Annotated in this window: 14 protein-coding genes; 7 read left to right on the top strand and 7 right to left on the bottom strand. The window is 54.0% G+C overall.

All coding sequences use genetic code 11. The features are described 5' to 3' along the window. Positions 1-227: 227 nt before the first annotated feature. Together J5M57_RS27415 and J5M57_RS27410 are read right to left on the bottom strand one after the other, a co-directional pair. Positions 228-2705, bottom strand: coding sequence for a DEAD/DEAH box helicase (locus tag J5M57_RS27415; RefSeq protein ID WP_207850123.1), 2478 nt, complete (start codon positions 2703-2705; stop codon positions 228-230). Between the two features lies 1 nt (position 2706). Continuing rightward, a complete protein-coding gene (locus tag J5M57_RS27410) occupies positions 2707-3465 on the bottom strand; it encodes a hypothetical protein (RefSeq protein WP_207850124.1) in 759 nt (252 codons plus the stop codon). A gap of 783 nt (positions 3466-4248) precedes the next feature. Between J5M57_RS27410 and J5M57_RS27405 the strand changes: the two genes are divergently transcribed. Continuing rightward, entirely contained in the window at positions 4249-4605 is a 357-nt protein-coding gene (locus tag J5M57_RS27405) for a DUF6124 family protein (protein ID WP_207850125.1), read from the top strand. Positions 4606-4741: 136 nt separating this feature from the next. On the opposite strand, the gene J5M57_RS27400 is transcribed toward J5M57_RS27405, so the two are convergent. The 4 genes from J5M57_RS27400 to J5M57_RS27385 form a co-directional block, all read right to left on the bottom strand. After that, positions 4742-5083 (bottom strand): hypothetical protein, encoded by a 342-nt coding sequence (locus tag J5M57_RS27400; protein ID WP_243435303.1) that lies wholly within the window; start codon positions 5081-5083, stop codon positions 4742-4744. A 76-nt stretch (positions 5084-5159) separates the two neighbouring features. Next, entirely contained in the window at positions 5160-5558 is a 399-nt protein-coding gene (locus J5M57_RS27395) for a hypothetical protein (protein WP_207850126.1), read from the bottom strand. Continuing rightward, the gene (locus tag J5M57_RS27390) at positions 5555-6160 is read right to left on the bottom strand and encodes a hypothetical protein (RefSeq protein WP_207850127.1); all 606 of its coding nucleotides are present in this window, start codon (positions 6158-6160) and stop codon (positions 5555-5557) included. Before J5M57_RS27390 ends, J5M57_RS27395 begins: the two co-directional genes overlap by 4 nt. A gap of 3 nt (positions 6161-6163) precedes the next feature. After that, a complete protein-coding gene (locus tag J5M57_RS27385; RefSeq protein ID WP_207850128.1) occupies positions 6164-6661 on the bottom strand; it encodes a PAAR domain-containing protein in 498 nt (165 codons plus the stop codon). Between the two features lie 679 nt (positions 6662-7340). Here J5M57_RS27385 and J5M57_RS27380 point away from each other — a divergent pair. Then, positions 7341-7697, top strand: a complete 357-nt coding sequence (locus J5M57_RS27380; RefSeq protein WP_207850129.1) for a DUF6124 family protein — start codon at positions 7341-7343, stop codon at positions 7695-7697. Between the two features lie 187 nt (positions 7698-7884). Here J5M57_RS27380 and gspI read toward each other — a convergent pair whose 3' ends face one another. Beyond that, complete coding sequence (gspI, locus tag J5M57_RS27375; RefSeq protein ID WP_207850130.1) at positions 7885-8259, bottom strand: type II secretion system minor pseudopilin GspI; 375 nt, start codon at positions 8257-8259, stop codon at positions 7885-7887. Between the two features lie 148 nt (positions 8260-8407). On the opposite strand from gspI, the gene gspG reads away from it, so the two are divergent. From gspG to gspD, 5 genes are read left to right on the top strand one after another with little or no spacing between them, the layout of a single operon-like run. Beyond that, positions 8408-8866 carry a type II secretion system major pseudopilin GspG gene (gene gspG / locus J5M57_RS27370; protein WP_207850131.1) on the top strand — a complete coding sequence of 153 codons (459 nt, stop codon included), beginning with the start codon at positions 8408-8410 and terminating at the stop codon, positions 8864-8866. A gap of 8 nt (positions 8867-8874) precedes the next feature. Continuing rightward, positions 8875-9828, top strand: coding sequence for a type II secretion system minor pseudopilin GspK (gspK, locus tag J5M57_RS27365; RefSeq protein ID WP_207850132.1), 954 nt, complete (start codon positions 8875-8877; stop codon positions 9826-9828). Beyond that, entirely contained in the window at positions 9825-11003 is a 1179-nt protein-coding gene (gene gspL / locus J5M57_RS27360) for a type II secretion system protein GspL (RefSeq protein WP_207850133.1), read from the top strand. The genes gspK and gspL overlap by 4 nt, the downstream gene beginning before the upstream one ends. Further along, complete coding sequence (gene gspM, locus J5M57_RS27355; protein WP_207850134.1) at positions 10996-11544, top strand: type II secretion system protein GspM; 549 nt, start codon at positions 10996-10998, stop codon at positions 11542-11544. Before gspL ends, gspM begins: the two co-directional genes overlap by 8 nt. Further along, on the top strand, positions 11541-13919 hold the full coding sequence (gspD, locus tag J5M57_RS27350; RefSeq protein ID WP_207850135.1) for a type II secretion system secretin GspD: 2379 nt from the start codon (positions 11541-11543) through the stop codon (positions 13917-13919). The genes gspM and gspD overlap by 4 nt, the downstream gene beginning before the upstream one ends. Positions 13920-14165: the final 246 nt, after the last annotated feature.

The following is a 14165-nucleotide window of genomic DNA, read 5'->3' as shown; positions in this document are numbered from 1 at the left end:
AGTTGGGGGAGGGGGTGGAGATGCCTAGGTTGGTGAGGCCTTGATTTTTGGGTGCGAAGTCAATGCGCTGGTCTTTCCAGCTGAGAAAAAACGAACTTTTTTCGAAATACACCGTAATGGCCGCTAATCTGGACAGTACAAATCAGTCGCCCCTAGTCATCGTGTGCATGGTGACTAATTATTGGGGCGATACCGGTAAATAGGGGGTTACATAAAAAACAGTGTTGCTATTTAATGTCTATGTATTTTTTTATTTCAAATTGGACGAGATCATCTTGTAGTTTCACATAGTCGGAAAATTCTTTGTTGTATATAACTTCGCCGAGCTCGCTTATTGAGATATTGTCCGTCTGCTTGTCGCGCTCAAGTTTGTTTATTAATGAGCCGCTGATGCCCATTTTTACAAATGCGGTGTTTGATTTTTTATTTGTTCCGTATATATGTAGGTTGTATTCGTTTTCGGTCAGCAGTTGTAAGTCATAGAGTGCTTTTACGTACTCGTTCAATTTGTAAGAGACGAAGTCACTTTCAATTTTTATTTTTACGAGAGCTAAGTTTACTAGCTCTTTGTCCGTTTTTTTTGATAGGTCTACGTATACGTTGCTTCCGTATATACCGTCGGCATTGTTTTTGGCTATTTCGCCATAGGAGGTTCCAATAAAAAATTCTCTTCCATTATCGGTGAGTTTAATGCTATGAAAGTAACCCAGAGTTTCCGATAGGTGGTCTTTGAGATTTAAACGGTGCGAGTCTCTTGTGAAGAGCTTGTAGAAATCTCTGGCTTTGGGACGTTGAAGGCGCAGGAACGAAATGTCTGAAACCTGATTTTCAAGACCTTTAATAAAATACAAATAAACTTTATCGATTACGTCGGATATGGCCCACTCTTCAGTTGTAGTAATCGTATGAAGGCGCCTTTCGAGTGCGCTGAATACTGAGTCGGGATTATAATATGCGGAAGAAATTCCTGACTCCATCAGTGTATGTTTTACTTTGCTTGATTCGACTCCTTCATTGTGTATCAAAAAGTCCTCTTTTTTTCGTAAGTACTCCAGCTGACCAAATTTTTCCTCCAAAGTATTTAAATGTTCTAAATTATCTAGGTCAGGGTTTTCGCGTGCTGCATCTAAATCGTTAATCACTTTATCTAAATCGAAATTTAGAAGCAAAGGGTTTTCGATTTTGTCCTTGAATATTCCATTTTTTAAAAGTCTTATTTTGTTTTCCATTTTTCCACCTTTTCGATTAAATTCATCAGAGTTAACGAAATGAATGGGTGGGAGAAGTTTCGCAAGAGATTTTCTGTGGTCATCGAAAACTTGGTTGAGTCTATTTACTCTACCAATTAGGTTGGTTAGCGACTTTCCATCCAGATCGTATGTGTTTAGGATGAACAGACTATCGATAGGTAGATTTACTCCCTCAAGAATTACTGAGTTTGCTACTAAGTATGTTAGCTCCTCCGTAAGTGAGAACTTGTGCTCTAGATATTCCTTTATCAAATCTGGAAGCTTTCCGTGTAAGTAAATTAGCCCCTTCTTTATGTGTTCCACGCAATAGAAGTCACTGTGGACGTTGTTTGATATCGTTTGTGATAACTCGCTCAGGGAGTTTGATTCGACAAATGATAGCTCCTTGTTAAGAAGCATGGAGAGTTCTTCAACTTTTTTAGGTGCTCTAAGGTATAAAAAATTTTTTTCTTTCTTGTTTTTTATTATATAGCTTGTGAAGCTTGATTCATGGCCGAAGTGATAAAATTCATTCATGAATCGATTGTAAGCGTATTGTTCTCCATTTGATCTGAATTCATATATTTCCGGTTCTTTAATGTTGCTGGCTATTCGCCGCTCGAAGATGTCTTGATTTTCATGCGTCTTAAGGTTTTCGGCTTCAGAAATCAGAGGTGATAAATAGTAGTTCATAGATTCTGGGTTTCTGAGTCTGTTTCTTCTAATTAATCGTGTTAGCAGAATGCTTCTTCCATCCATTTCGAATAGATTGTGAGCTTCATCAATTACTAGCAGTTCAAAAGAGATCTCTCTGTTTTTTAAAAGTCTGAGAGCACGTTCCTGTGTAAATATGGAGATAAAATCACCACCCCCGTCATACATTTCATCGTGAAATATAATGTGGCGGGAGGGGAAGTTGGACTTAATTAGCTTGTAGGTTTGAATTAGTAGTGATTTGGTAGGGACTATAATCGCAGTGGTCTTGGGGTTATTTGATTTTATGATGTCGATGATTAATGTGCTTTTCCCAAAAGAAGTTGGTGCGATGTAACAGTTTTCTTTGCTTTCGCTTTGGATTATTTGTTCTCGGTATTTTTTTTGCTCATAAGTTTCAGTGATGTTGTTGTTCTGGAATTTCTCAAGCTGGTACTCTAATGTAAAGTTTGTGCTAGTGAAATTATCTGTTAGTTTATTTTTTGATATGTACTGTGCTATAGGATAAAGTCCGAAATTTGAGCTTGCATCTAATAATGGCTGGTAGTAATTGTTGTTTGTTGCGCATTTCAAGGTGATGTAGTAAGCGATTTCAAAGTATGTAGATTTTCTTTTGTCACCGCTGTACTCGTTAAAGAAAACAATTGCGCAACTCAGAATGAACTCAAGCTCTCTATCATCAAGCTCAGTATTTAGAGAAGTTTTCCTCATGATTTTGGAGAATAGCTCATTATTTTTGAGCCAAGTTAGGCTGGTTGTCATTCTACTTCTCCAGGTACGCAATAAAACTATTTAAGCTTGATTTGGTTAAGCACATAGCTTTTATCGTTTTTCCGTCAAACTCTAGTACGAAATTGTTGTCATTTAGAACTTCAGAGCTAGCTTTGGCATCCCATGAGCCACTAAGGAATATGGTTGAGCATGTGATTATGTTGAATTCATTTATCTTGTTGAATGTTCCTTTGTCAAACATGTCCTGAAGGAGTTTTATTTTTTTTCGTATTGATTTTTCTGTTCCTACATCTATGTGTGACGCGTGGTTGTATGCATTTTTCCACGGGTTGTTTTTCCCTTTTTCACTTTTCCCGGCTACGTATTTTTCCAAGTCAGAATACGCATGCTTGAGTTTATCTTTGTGACTGATTTTTTTAGTGGTAATTGAGCCGGATTTACTTTCAAGTAAATAAGTTTCTGAATTCTTAGAGAAGAAGCCGTCGAAGCCTTTTTTTATTGAGCCCTCTTCTAGGTTAAAGAACAGAAACTCTTGTTTGTAGCCCGCTGTCCTCAAGTATAGGTGCGCAAATAGCTCCGCTGTTGCTCCCATACGCGTGTTGTCGTCTTTGTCTGCGAGGAATTTCTTTAATCTTAATTTGACTAGATCTAATTCACTGTCAGAGCTTCCTTCGCATATCGATACCAAGAAGGTATCAAGGTACTTCCTTGTCTGAGCGGTAAGTGACTCTATATTGATGACATGTAGTTCATGCTTTTGGGATATTAGCTTTATTTCAACTGGAAGCATTTTTGTAGCCCAAGTTTGTTAGCTATGTAATGTAGGGCACTTTGCCACGCCCGTGCTCCAACAAATCTGGAGATTCGCGTGCATATGGCATCCGAATATAGGATAAGAAAGTGCAGGTTGTGATTGATCCGGTAGCCCAGCTTTCGAATGAGCTGCTGCGACGACAATTTACCAAGGTAGTTATTGCGTAGCTGCTTGAGCCGGGCAATGGAAAATACGACTGAAAAAAGCCGAATTAACTTGCCCAAGAGTTGGGGAGTGATTGGGGTGAAGTCCATTTCTCAACCTTTCAGAAATCCTCGCGCACCCGCATTGTAGCGAAAATCTAAGTGATGGCACGATAATATTGCGTGCTGCATGTAGAGCGGTTGACACTGATGGGATGCAGGTGCAGCGGATAAGGCGGCGGATCGATTTAGAGGGACATGGGGGTAAACAGCAACGTTTAAAAAGACATCTCCAGACACTCTCTCAGGCTACACATCCTTGCGCCGTTGCCTACAGCTACGCCAGAATCCGCCGGCTTGTGTGCCTTGGGGGTGGGTTCTATTGTGGTTCGGTCGCTGACGAATCAGTGATCGGGTTTCGCAGCCCGGATTAATCAAGGCGCACAGCGCTCCTAATCGTTGCCATTGTTGGCAAGGGTGCTTCATGGCGGCTGTGCGCGGGATACCTTCGGGTATGCCGGGTTCCTTGATTCCCGGTCTGCGAACCTGCGTACAGCTGCCACCTCCGTCGTTTCGCAGCGAACCGTGGCGGCTCCATCAATCAAGGAGCTTCACTATGAAAAAACCTACACCCAACCCGCCCGAATCCGACGCCACATCCCCCTACGAATCCCTCGACTCCAAAAAACTCAACGAAGCCGCCGAACGCGCGCTCGATCATTACCTCATTCCACCCACCGCCCAGCCGCCTCGACAATCCAGCACGATGTTCATGGTCGCGCCAAACACCAGCACCGAATCCCTGCTGGCCAATGCCTGTGAGTCCATGGCTTCGGCCAGTGTGATGCTCAGTGATTTTGCCGGGCTGCTTGATACGCCTTATCGCCATACGGTGATGGGCATTGCGCAAGTGGTGATGCTGGGGGAGCTGGCGGTTAATAAGGCGCTGGATAACCTGGAGTTGCCGGTTTAGCGCTGGGGGCGCTTTGCGCTCCATTGGGGATGAATCCCCTCGCCACGGGTTGAGGGGATTCAAAAAACGGGACTGATTTATTACCCATAAAATAAATCAGTCCCCTTTGTTATCACTTTTTTTTCGATTTCTGGTTTCAATCCTTTTCAGGGTATTTGAAGTTCCAGGAATAAATTTTCATGTCTTTGACTTCTTCGCCAACAGTTCCTACACCTAAACAATCTCCGTTCTTGATGTAGTTGAAACTGCAGAAACGGACGCCCTCTGTGCAGGATTCGATCTCATTGAAGCCTTTTCTTTGGATGATGCTTTCAACCCCGAATTCACCTGAGTAGGTCGGATTCGGCTTCCAGCCATTTTTGATCAAAGCTTTTCGGGCTTGCGTAAATGGCATTCCCTCTTTGATGGGAAGGTCTGCTGCGCTAGAAAATAAACTGACGCAACATAAAAGGCTGATGGCTAATATTTTTAGTTTCATTTAACAGTGCCGCCAACAGAAAAAAGGGAACTGATTTATTTCATTCGGTCCCCCTGGTTTCTTAATCCGCCTCGTCTTAATTGGGTTCTAGAGGCGCATCCGGACATTCATCAGTCCACCGCGTAACTGTCATGTCTTTCAGCTGCTCACCAATGGTGTCAACGCGCAAACAGGTGCCTTTCTTTGAGTAGAACAGGATGCAGCGCGAGCTATCAAAAGAGCAGGTATCGAGTTCCAGGAAATTGTGTGCAGCCAGTTCGCGCTCTACACCGCTGTATTCGTAGCCATCGCTGATGTGCATCCGGGTTGGCTTCCATCCTTGTTTGATCAACTTGGATCTGGCTGACACAAAGGGCTCATCGACTGCGATGCCAACTGGCCCGTGCTTGTCGTTTGTCGCTTGCGTACCGCCGGCAAACGCGGCGCTTGTACCCGTGCAATATATTGCGAGGAGCAAGAAAATCGGGGCCTTCATTTAGTAGTTCCTCCAGCTGACTTGTAGCTCGCCAAAAACTTTGGATACTCGGCGTACGGTTGAGGCGGGTAGTGGTTTTTCTTGCCTGGCCCTTCCGGGAGTGCCGCCCACCTTGTAGCCGCCTTCGGCATTGCGCCCGGAATGTCTCCGGCCTTGATTTTGTCGATCACTCCGAGCGTGCGAAGAATGTCGACGGTAATAAGGTCTTGTGTATGGGGCGAAAAATCTGTCAGCCCCATCTTCTCGCCGTACTCCCGCCATGTGGCAACGTTGATTTGATACAAGCCCGATGCCGTAGTTTTTCCGCCGTAGCCGGCGCCCGGATGGGTGGACTCGTCAGTGAACGTCCATTTACCGGTTTTAAAACCCTCGGCCCAGCCATGACCGTATTTCGCGTGATAGTCACCGCCTTCGGCTTCGCCAATGGCGAACAAGTAGGCTTTGACGTTTTTGTCCTTTAAATACTCTTCGTTCTCGGCCCGTCGTTTCTGTTTTTTTGCGTCCAGCTCTACAGTTTTCGGGGTTTCGTCTTTGACGGGCGTCACCGCTCTGGTGGCGACGGGAGACATCTTCCGGCCATTTCTGCTTACGACTTCAGCCATGCCTTAGTCCTCCAGAAACAGTTGGATTGTTTCGGGCAGGTGCGAACTCACTACATGCGTGTAGCCCATCTCATCACTTACGCCGTGTTCCAGGCTGCCATCAGCGCGTTGAATGGCATATTCAAGATTAGCCAAAGGTTCGCCCGACTCTTTGTCAACCAATCTGAACTTGTCGCTGAAGTGCACGGGCATCGACGTCAGACCGCTGAAAGGCGCTGATACGACGGTGTCGCCAATGATGACCGTGCCCGAGCCACCTACAACTACGTTGCCGTGGCCACCGGTACTGCCTTGAGTAGCTGCATTCAGCCCATTGATAAAAACCGTCGAGCTGACCGCTCCGGTGATCGGACTACCGCACGCGGATTTATCGGTCATACGAGCGGCGGCTAGACCGTCGAAATTGACATTGGGCGAGCCGCTGACAATTGGATTAGTGCCGTGCCCCGGGAGCGGGCAATTGGTGGGATCTGTGACTCGGGCTGCAGGTTTTCCACTCACGGGAAGTTCCTTTTCAAAGATTCAGATGTCCTTGGCCTGATTGGAATAGAGATCAACATTCCGGCCACTGAGAGCGTACGCAGGGCAAGCGTTTGGGGGAGTTAGAAAGTGCGCCCGAGGGGAGGAACGCGAAAAATCTACCGCCCATGTACATTTGCGTCGCACAGAATGCCTGAGGCAAAAGTTGCGCTCAATATTTCTTACAATTCTTTGATTGACTGTTTGCGAGTGGCTTCTGTCGAGTCGCTCGCAACGCCTTTGCGCCCCGCCTGGGTTTACGCTTTGTACTCGGAAAAATTGCCGGTAATGGGGCGGATTTTTTAAGTGGGGAGATGCCGCCGTAAGGCCTCGATAAACGCCAACGTTTAAAAAGACATCTCCAGACACTCTCTCAGGCTACACATCCTTGCGCCATTGCCTACAGCTACGCCAGAATCCGCCGGCTTGTGCGCCTTGGGGGTGGGTTCTATTGTGGTTCGGTCGCTGAATGTTCAGTGACCGGGTTTAGCAGCTCGCCAATTTTCAAGGCACGCAGGTTTCGCCATGACGTTATGGTGGCTTTGCGTGGGGCACTTCGGTGCGCCGGGATCCTTGAGCCTGGTCTGCTAACCCGCGTAAAGCCGCCACCTCTTCGTTTAGCAGCGATGGCTGACGGCTCCATTTCTCAAGGAGCTTCACTATGAAAAAACCTACACCCAACCCGCCCGAATCCGACGCCACATCCCCCTACGAATCCCTCGACTCCAAAAAACTCCACGAAGCCGCCGAACGCGCGCTCGATCATTACCTCATTCCACCCACCGCCCAGCCGCCTCGACAATCCAGCACGATGTTCATGGTCGCGCCAAACACCAGCACCGAATCCCTGCTGGCCAATGCCTGCGAATCCATGGCTTCGGCCAGTGTGATGCTCAGTGATTTTGCCGGGCTGCTTGATACGCCTTATCGCCACACGGTGTTGGGCATTGCGCAGGTGGTGATGCTGGGGGAGCTGGCGGTTAATCAGGCGCTGGATAATCTGGAGTTGCCGGGTTAGCGCCGGAATTGGTTTTTGGGGGCGCTTTGCGCCCCATCGGGGATGAATCCCCTCGCCACAGGTTTAGGGGTGTCAGAGCGTCAATGGATTTACCTGTAGGAGTTGCCGAAGGCTCGGGCTGCGATGGACGATCTTTTGATTTTGCTTTGAAAAATCAAAGTCAAAAGATCGCAGCCTTCGGCAGCTCCTACAGGGGGCGATTCAACAGAGTTTCCAGGCGGGCCAGGGGCGGGGCGTCTTGGTTGCGGTCGAAGACCTGGATGGCGACTTTGAGTAATCGGCCGTTCTCCGCTGGTGTGATCACTTGGTCGCAACGCAGTAGCAGGCGGCCTTGATCACATTCTTGTGCCTTTAGTCCTATCGGCAATCGACCTTCCAGTTGCAGTTCAGCCATCCGGCTCTGCGCCGCAATCATCGCCACCGAACGGTCCCGCAGAATCCCGCTGCTCTGCGTCATCAACCCCGCCACGCGCACGGCCGCCGACATCGCCACGGCGATGATCGCCAGCGCCACCAGCACTTCAATCAGGGTGAATCCGCTTTCTCGGGAACGCGTTGGCATAACAGGCCCAAAACCCAAACTCAGCCCTCGACCCTAACCCGCGTCCTTGACGGCTTGACGACCAAAACTCCCGAGGATTTTCAACATCCCTGACATATCTTCTTGCAACACTGCGCGTCGAATCGAATCAAGCCAAGGGAATGTCGAGATGGATATCGCGCAGTTCAAACAGCCCAAACGACCGAGCCGGATGCCCTGTGGGCAGCAGGGTTTTACCCTGATCGAGATCATGGTGGTGGTGGTGATTCTCGGGATTCTTGCCGCAATGGTGGTGCCCAAGGTGCTCGACCGGCCGGATCAGGCGCGGGCCACGGCGGCCAGGCAGGATATTGGCGGTTTGATGCAGGCGTTGAAGTTGTATCGGCTCGATCATGGCACTTATCCGAGCATGACTCAGGGTTTGAAAGTGCTGGTGGAGCGTCCGGCGGATGCGAAGAACAGCAACTGGCGTTCGTACCTGGAGCGTTTGCCGAATGATCCGTGGGGTCGGCCTTATCAATATCTCAACCCCGGCGCGAATGGCGAGATCGATATCTTTTCCCTCGGTGCCGACGGTCAGCCTGACGGCGACGGTGTGAACGCCGACATTGGTTCGTGGCAGCTGTAAGGCCGGTGATGAACAGCCAATCGAACCAGCAGGGGATGGCGATCATCAGTGCGCTGTTGATTGCGGCGGTGGTCGCGGTGATTGCAGCGGGGATGTTGACCCGGCAGAGCGTTTCCACCCGCGCGCTGGAGGCGGATCAGCAGCGGGTGCAGGGGCGCTGGTTGTTGCACGGTGGTCTGGAGATCAGCCGGCAATTGCTGTGGGATGCGCGGCAGCGTGATCCGTTGACTCGCCTCGATCAGCCGTGGGCGCAGCGCTTGAATGCGCAAGGTTTCGAGGGCCGGCTGGAGGACGAGCAGGGCAAGTTCAACCTGCGCAATCTGGTGGCCAACGAGCGTGTCGATGAGGCGCAGGTGCAGGCCTTTCAGCGGCTGTGCGAGTTGATTGGCATCAGCGCTGGATTGAGTCAGCGCATCAGTCAGCGGGTGATCGGCTCTTATCCGTATCTGTTGAATCCGCAGATTGTCGAAAACACCGCGAGCAAAAACGGCTTTGACAGTGGCCGCGCCACTTCGCCGAATGCGTCGCGCAAGCCACAGAATCCGAAGTTGCCGATGCTGCGCAGTGTCGATGATTTGCGCAGCGTCGAGGGCGTGAATGATGCGGTCATTGGCAAACTGGCGCCGTACCTGACGGTGATTCCGGCGACCACGTGGCTCAATGGCAACACCGCCACCGCGCCAGTGTTGGCGGCGTATGTGCCGGGGTTGTCACTGGAGCGCGCGCAGGCCTTGATCAATGAGCGGGATGCCGGGCGCTGGTTCATCAACCGCGGCGATTTCGTCAACCGTTTGCGCATGCCGAGTCTGGAGCTGACCAGCGTCAAGGTCGGCATCACCAGTGACTGGTTTCGTCTGCGCGGGGAGGCGCGGCACGAGCAGCGTCGGGTCAGTCTCGACGCGTTGTTGCACCGCAGCGAGGACCGCTTGCCGCAAGTGATCTGGTCGCGGGTGGGCGCATGAGCCAGTTGCGTGTGGGGTTGCCGCCATTGGCGCAATTGAGCCTCGACAGTGAATTGGACTGTGCATGGCTGGACCGTCAGGGGCAGGTCAGTCGGGAGCAGCGCCTGACCGTTGCGCAACTGGGCCAGTTACCGAAGCAGCCACCGCTGAGCGCTTTTCTGCACCCGGCGGACAGCCTGCTGGCGAGTATCGAGCTGCCACCGTTACCGGCGAACAAGACCGCCGCGGCGGTGCAATGCGCGGCGCAGTCGTTGATGCTCGGCGACAGCCACGACATGCACATCGCTCACAGTCCACGGGATGTGGCGGGGCGGGTGCAGATTGCCTGGGCGCCGCGACAACCGTTGCTGCAACTGGGGCAGATGCTCAAGCAGGCCGGGCTGAACCTGCGCGGTCTGTACCCGGCGGCGTACAGCCTGCCGGTGCTGCCGGGCACGGTGGCGTGTCGGCAGGACGGTCATCTGTTGCTGCGCGAAAGTGTGCAGGCGGCGCAGGTGCAGCCGCTGTTCGACGAGGACCTTGGCGAGGGTCTGCTGGCCTGCGGCACGCCGTTGCACTGGATCGGCGCGGCACCGCCGCCGGGCGCCGAACTGCCGATGGCCGAGGCGCAGCGCTGGACCGGGCCCTTGCCCGGTTGGGGGCTGCACGGCGCGGTGCAACAGCAGGGCACTGAGCATCGCGGCTGGGGCCGGGCGCTGGGGCTTTGTGCATTGGCGGTGGCAGTGTGGGTGATCGGCTTGAACCTGTATGCCGCTCGCGAGGCCAGTCAGGGTCAGCAGCTCAAGGCGCAGATGAATCAGCGGGTGAAGCAGGCGTTCCCCGAGTTGCCGGTGATCCTCAATCCGCTGCAACAGGCCCGCCAGCAATTGGCGGCGCGGCAGAAGGGCGCGGCGGAGGATCCGACGCAGGTGTTCAATCGGCTGGTGTTGCAGGCCGGCAGCGGCATGCCGTTCATGGCTGGCAGTGTTGAGCGCTTGACGTTTGTCGACGGCACCTTGCAGCTGAGTCTGCTGGCCGACGCCCGGCGCAGCGGCAATGACCAGGACTGGCAAGGCACGCTGGCGCAGGCCGGGATTCGTGCGACGGCCAATGATGACGGCTGGCTGCTGCAACCGAGCGACGAAGTCGCCCCCACCGACGAAAGCCCTGACGACAGCGGAGCGGAAGATGAATAAGGCGACGCTGTTGGTGTATCGCGCGCGTTGGCAGCGTTTCAGCGCGCAGCTTCAGGTGCGCTGGCACGCGTTGGCGCTGCGTGAAAAACGCCTGGTCGGCGGCATGGCGGTGGTGCTTCTTTCGCTGTTGGTGTGGGTCGCACTGATTCAGCCGCCGCTGAAAAAAATCAGCTATTGGCAAAGCGAAACCCCGAAGTTGCGCGCGCAGACCGAAGCCCTCGAAGTGCTGTTGCGCGAGGTCCGCGTGCGCCCGGACGGGCAGAACATTGAGCAGTCGCTGCAGCAGACGCTGCAGGCCAGCGGTCTGGCCGGGCACTGTCAATTGCAAGCCGAGGCGGGGGGCGCGTGGCAGTTGAGTTTCGACGCGGCGCCGGCCGACGCGGTGCTCGACTGGCTGTTGAGCACCCCGGCACAACTTTCTCTGCAAGTGGTCGAGGCCCGTTTGCAACGCGCAGACACCGCTTCGACCGAGGTCACTGCCGGCACATTGTCAGGCACCGTTCGCATGGATCAGGCGCTGGGCGCTAAGGAAGCTTCATGAAGGGGTCAGGATCCAAACCGGCGCGCATGGCGTTGCCGATGCTGCTGATGGCATTGAGCGCGTGCAGCAACACCACCACGCCGCCGAACCAGCCGCCGTTGCTGGTCGACAGCGAACTCGGCCGGCCGCTGGCCAACACCCAGCGCAGCGGCGATGCGGTGCTCGACCGCGAGCGCGCGCAGGCGCAGGCGCGACCTGCGCCCAAGCCATTGCACAACATCAGCCAGCGTGCGCGCAGCGGTTCGGCTTCCTCGGGCATCGCCTTGCCGAGCAACCCTTTGGGCGATCAGCCGGTGACGCTGAATTTTGTCGATGCCGATATTCAAGCGGTGGTGCGTGCACTGTCGCGTTCGACCGGTCAGCAGTTTCTGGTCGATCCTCGGGTGAAGGGTTCGTTGACGCTGGTCTCGGAAGGGCAGGTGCCGGCGCGGCAGGCTTACGACATGCTGTTGGCGGCGTTGCGCATGCAGGGCTTCAGCGTGGTCGATGTCGGCGGTGTGGCGCAGGTGGTGCCGGAGGCGGATGCGAAGTTGCTCGGCGGGCCGATTTACAGTGCCGACAAACCGGCGGGTAACGGCATGCTTACCCGCACGTTTCGTTTGCAATACGAGAACGCGGTGAACCTGATTCCGGTGCTGCGGCCGATTGTTTCGCCGAACAATCCGATCAACGCTTACCCCGGCAATAACACCATTGTTATCACCGATTACGCCGAGAACCTGACCCGCGTTGCGCAGTTGATCCAGACCATCGACAGCCCGAGTGCGATCGACACCGATGTGGTGCAGATCCAGAACGGCATCGCCGCCGACATCGCGCCGATGGTCGCGGATTTGCTGGACGCGCCGGGCAATGATCCGACGCAGAAAATCGCCGTGATCGGTGACCCGCGCTCCAACACCATCATCATCCGCGCCGGCAGCCCCGAGCGCACCGAGCTGGCGCGCAACCTGATCTACAAACTCGACAACGCGCAGAGCAACCCGAGCAACCTGCATGTGGTTTATTTGCGTAACGCGCAAGCGGCGAAACTGGCGCAGGCCTTGCGCGGCCTGCTCACCGGCGAGAGTGACAGCGGCACCAGCGACAGCGCGCGTTCGGTGCTCAGTGCCATGGGCAGCAACGGTAACAATGCGGGGGCGAGCGCGCAGAGCGGCACGCAAACCAGCGGCACAACCTCGACGACCTCCAGCAATGGCAGCACGGGCGGCAGTTATGCGCAGGGCAGCAGTTCGACCGGCAGCGGCGGTAATCAGGCCAGCGAACAGAACGTTGCGTTCAGCGCCGGCGGGGTGACGATTCAGGCCGACGCCACCACCAACACCTTGCTGATTTCCGCGCCGGAGCCGCTGTACCGCAACCTTCGCGAGGTCATCGACCTGCTCGATCAACGCCGCGCACAAGTGGTGATCGAAAGCTTGATCGTCGAAGTCGGCGAAGACGATGCCAGTGAATTCGGCGTGCAGTGGCAGACCGGCAACCTGGGTGGCAACGGCGTGATCGGCGGGGCGAATCTCGGCGGTTCCGGGATCAATCTCAGCGGCAAGACCAGCCTTGATGTGCTGCCGCAGGGTTTGAACCTCGGCTACGTCAATGGCACGGTGGACATCCCCGGCATCGGCAAGATTCTCGACCTGAAAGTGTTGGCCCGCGCGTTGAAGAGCAAGGGCGGCACCAACGTGCTGTCGACGCCGAATCTGCTGACCCTGGACAACGAGGCGGCGAGCATTTTTGTCGGTCAGACCATCCCGTTTGTCAGCGGCAGCTATGTTACCGGCGGCGGTGGCACCAGCAACAACCCGTTCCAGACCGTGACCCGTGAAGAGGTCGGTCTGAAGCTCAACGTGCGGCCGCAGATTTCCGAGGGCGGCACGGTCAAGCTGGATATCTATCAGGAAGTCAGCAGCATCGACGAACGCGCGTCCACCAGCGCGAGAGCGGCGGGCATCGTCACCAACAAACGTGCGATCGACACCAGCATCTTGCTCGACGACGGCCAGATCATGGTGCTCGGCGGCTTGCTGCAGGATGGCTACAGCCAGAGCAATGACGCGGTGCCGTGGCTGTCGACCATTCCCGGGATCGGCGCGCTGTTTCGCAATGAACGCCGGGCGATCAGCAAGACCAACCTGATGGTGTTCCTGCGCCCGTACATCATCCGCGACAGCGAAGCGGGGCGCAGCATCACCCTCAACCGCTACGACTTCATGCGCCGCGCCCAGGGCGGGTTGCAACCGGAACGCAGCTGGGCGATGCCGGACATGCAGGCGCCGCAGTTGCCGGCGGCGGCGCAAGGGGTGCCGGCCGTATCGCCCACCTCAGGCCCACGCGCAACCATCAAAGCGGTGCCAATTGAAGGGAGCACACGCTTTTGAAACCTGCCCTCAATCTAAAGTGCACCCCTGTGGCGAGGGAGCTTGCTCCCGCTGGGCTGCGCAGCAGTCCCAAAACCGGCTACCTCATTCTTCCAGAGACACCTTGCAGGCCGGATTTACGGGTGCTTCGCCCCCGAGCGGGAGCAAGCTCCCTCGCCACAGGAGTCGGGGACAACACCGGATCTGTAGGCGCTGCCGAAGGCTGCGATCTTTTGATCTTTAAAAGCAAAAGATCGCCGCCTGCGG

Origin of the sequence: Pseudomonas sp. 86_A, assembly GCF_017491705.1 — a bacterium.
Taxonomy (GTDB): domain Bacteria; phylum Pseudomonadota; class Gammaproteobacteria; order Pseudomonadales; family Pseudomonadaceae; genus Aquipseudomonas; species Aquipseudomonas koreensis.
Note: the sequence above shows the minus strand (reverse complement) of the source record. Positions and strands in the feature narration are given on the sequence as shown.

What these genes read in the sequence shown, in the direction of transcription:
- J5M57_RS27415 (WP_207850123.1), bottom strand. Translation starts at nt 2,705, where the DNA reads ATGACAACCAGCCTAACTTGGCTCAAAAATAATGAGCTATTCTCCAAA.
- J5M57_RS27410 (WP_207850124.1), bottom strand. Translation starts at nt 3,465, where the DNA reads ATGCTTCCAGTTGAAATAAAGCTAATATCCCAAAAGCATGAACTACAT.
- J5M57_RS27405 (WP_207850125.1), top strand. Translation starts at nt 4,249, where the DNA reads ATGAAAAAACCTACACCCAACCCGCCCGAATCCGACGCCACATCCCCC.
- J5M57_RS27400 (WP_243435303.1), bottom strand. Translation starts at nt 5,083, where the DNA reads ATGAAACTAAAAATATTAGCCATCAGCCTTTTATGTTGCGTCAGTTTA.
- J5M57_RS27395 (WP_207850126.1), bottom strand. Translation starts at nt 5,558, where the DNA reads ATGAAGGCCCCGATTTTCTTGCTCCTCGCAATATATTGCACGGGTACA.
- J5M57_RS27390 (WP_207850127.1), bottom strand. Translation starts at nt 6,160, where the DNA reads ATGGCTGAAGTCGTAAGCAGAAATGGCCGGAAGATGTCTCCCGTCGCC.
- J5M57_RS27380 (WP_207850129.1), top strand. Translation starts at nt 7,341, where the DNA reads ATGAAAAAACCTACACCCAACCCGCCCGAATCCGACGCCACATCCCCC.
- gspI (WP_207850130.1), bottom strand. Translation starts at nt 8,259, where the DNA reads ATGCCAACGCGTTCCCGAGAAAGCGGATTCACCCTGATTGAAGTGCTG.
- gspG (WP_207850131.1), top strand. Translation starts at nt 8,408, where the DNA reads ATGGATATCGCGCAGTTCAAACAGCCCAAACGACCGAGCCGGATGCCC.
- gspK (WP_207850132.1), top strand. Translation starts at nt 8,875, where the DNA reads ATGAACAGCCAATCGAACCAGCAGGGGATGGCGATCATCAGTGCGCTG.
- gspL (WP_207850133.1), top strand. Translation starts at nt 9,825, where the DNA reads ATGAGCCAGTTGCGTGTGGGGTTGCCGCCATTGGCGCAATTGAGCCTC.
- gspM (WP_207850134.1), top strand. Translation starts at nt 10,996, where the DNA reads ATGAATAAGGCGACGCTGTTGGTGTATCGCGCGCGTTGGCAGCGTTTC.
- gspD (WP_207850135.1), top strand. Translation starts at nt 11,541, where the DNA reads ATGAAGGGGTCAGGATCCAAACCGGCGCGCATGGCGTTGCCGATGCTG.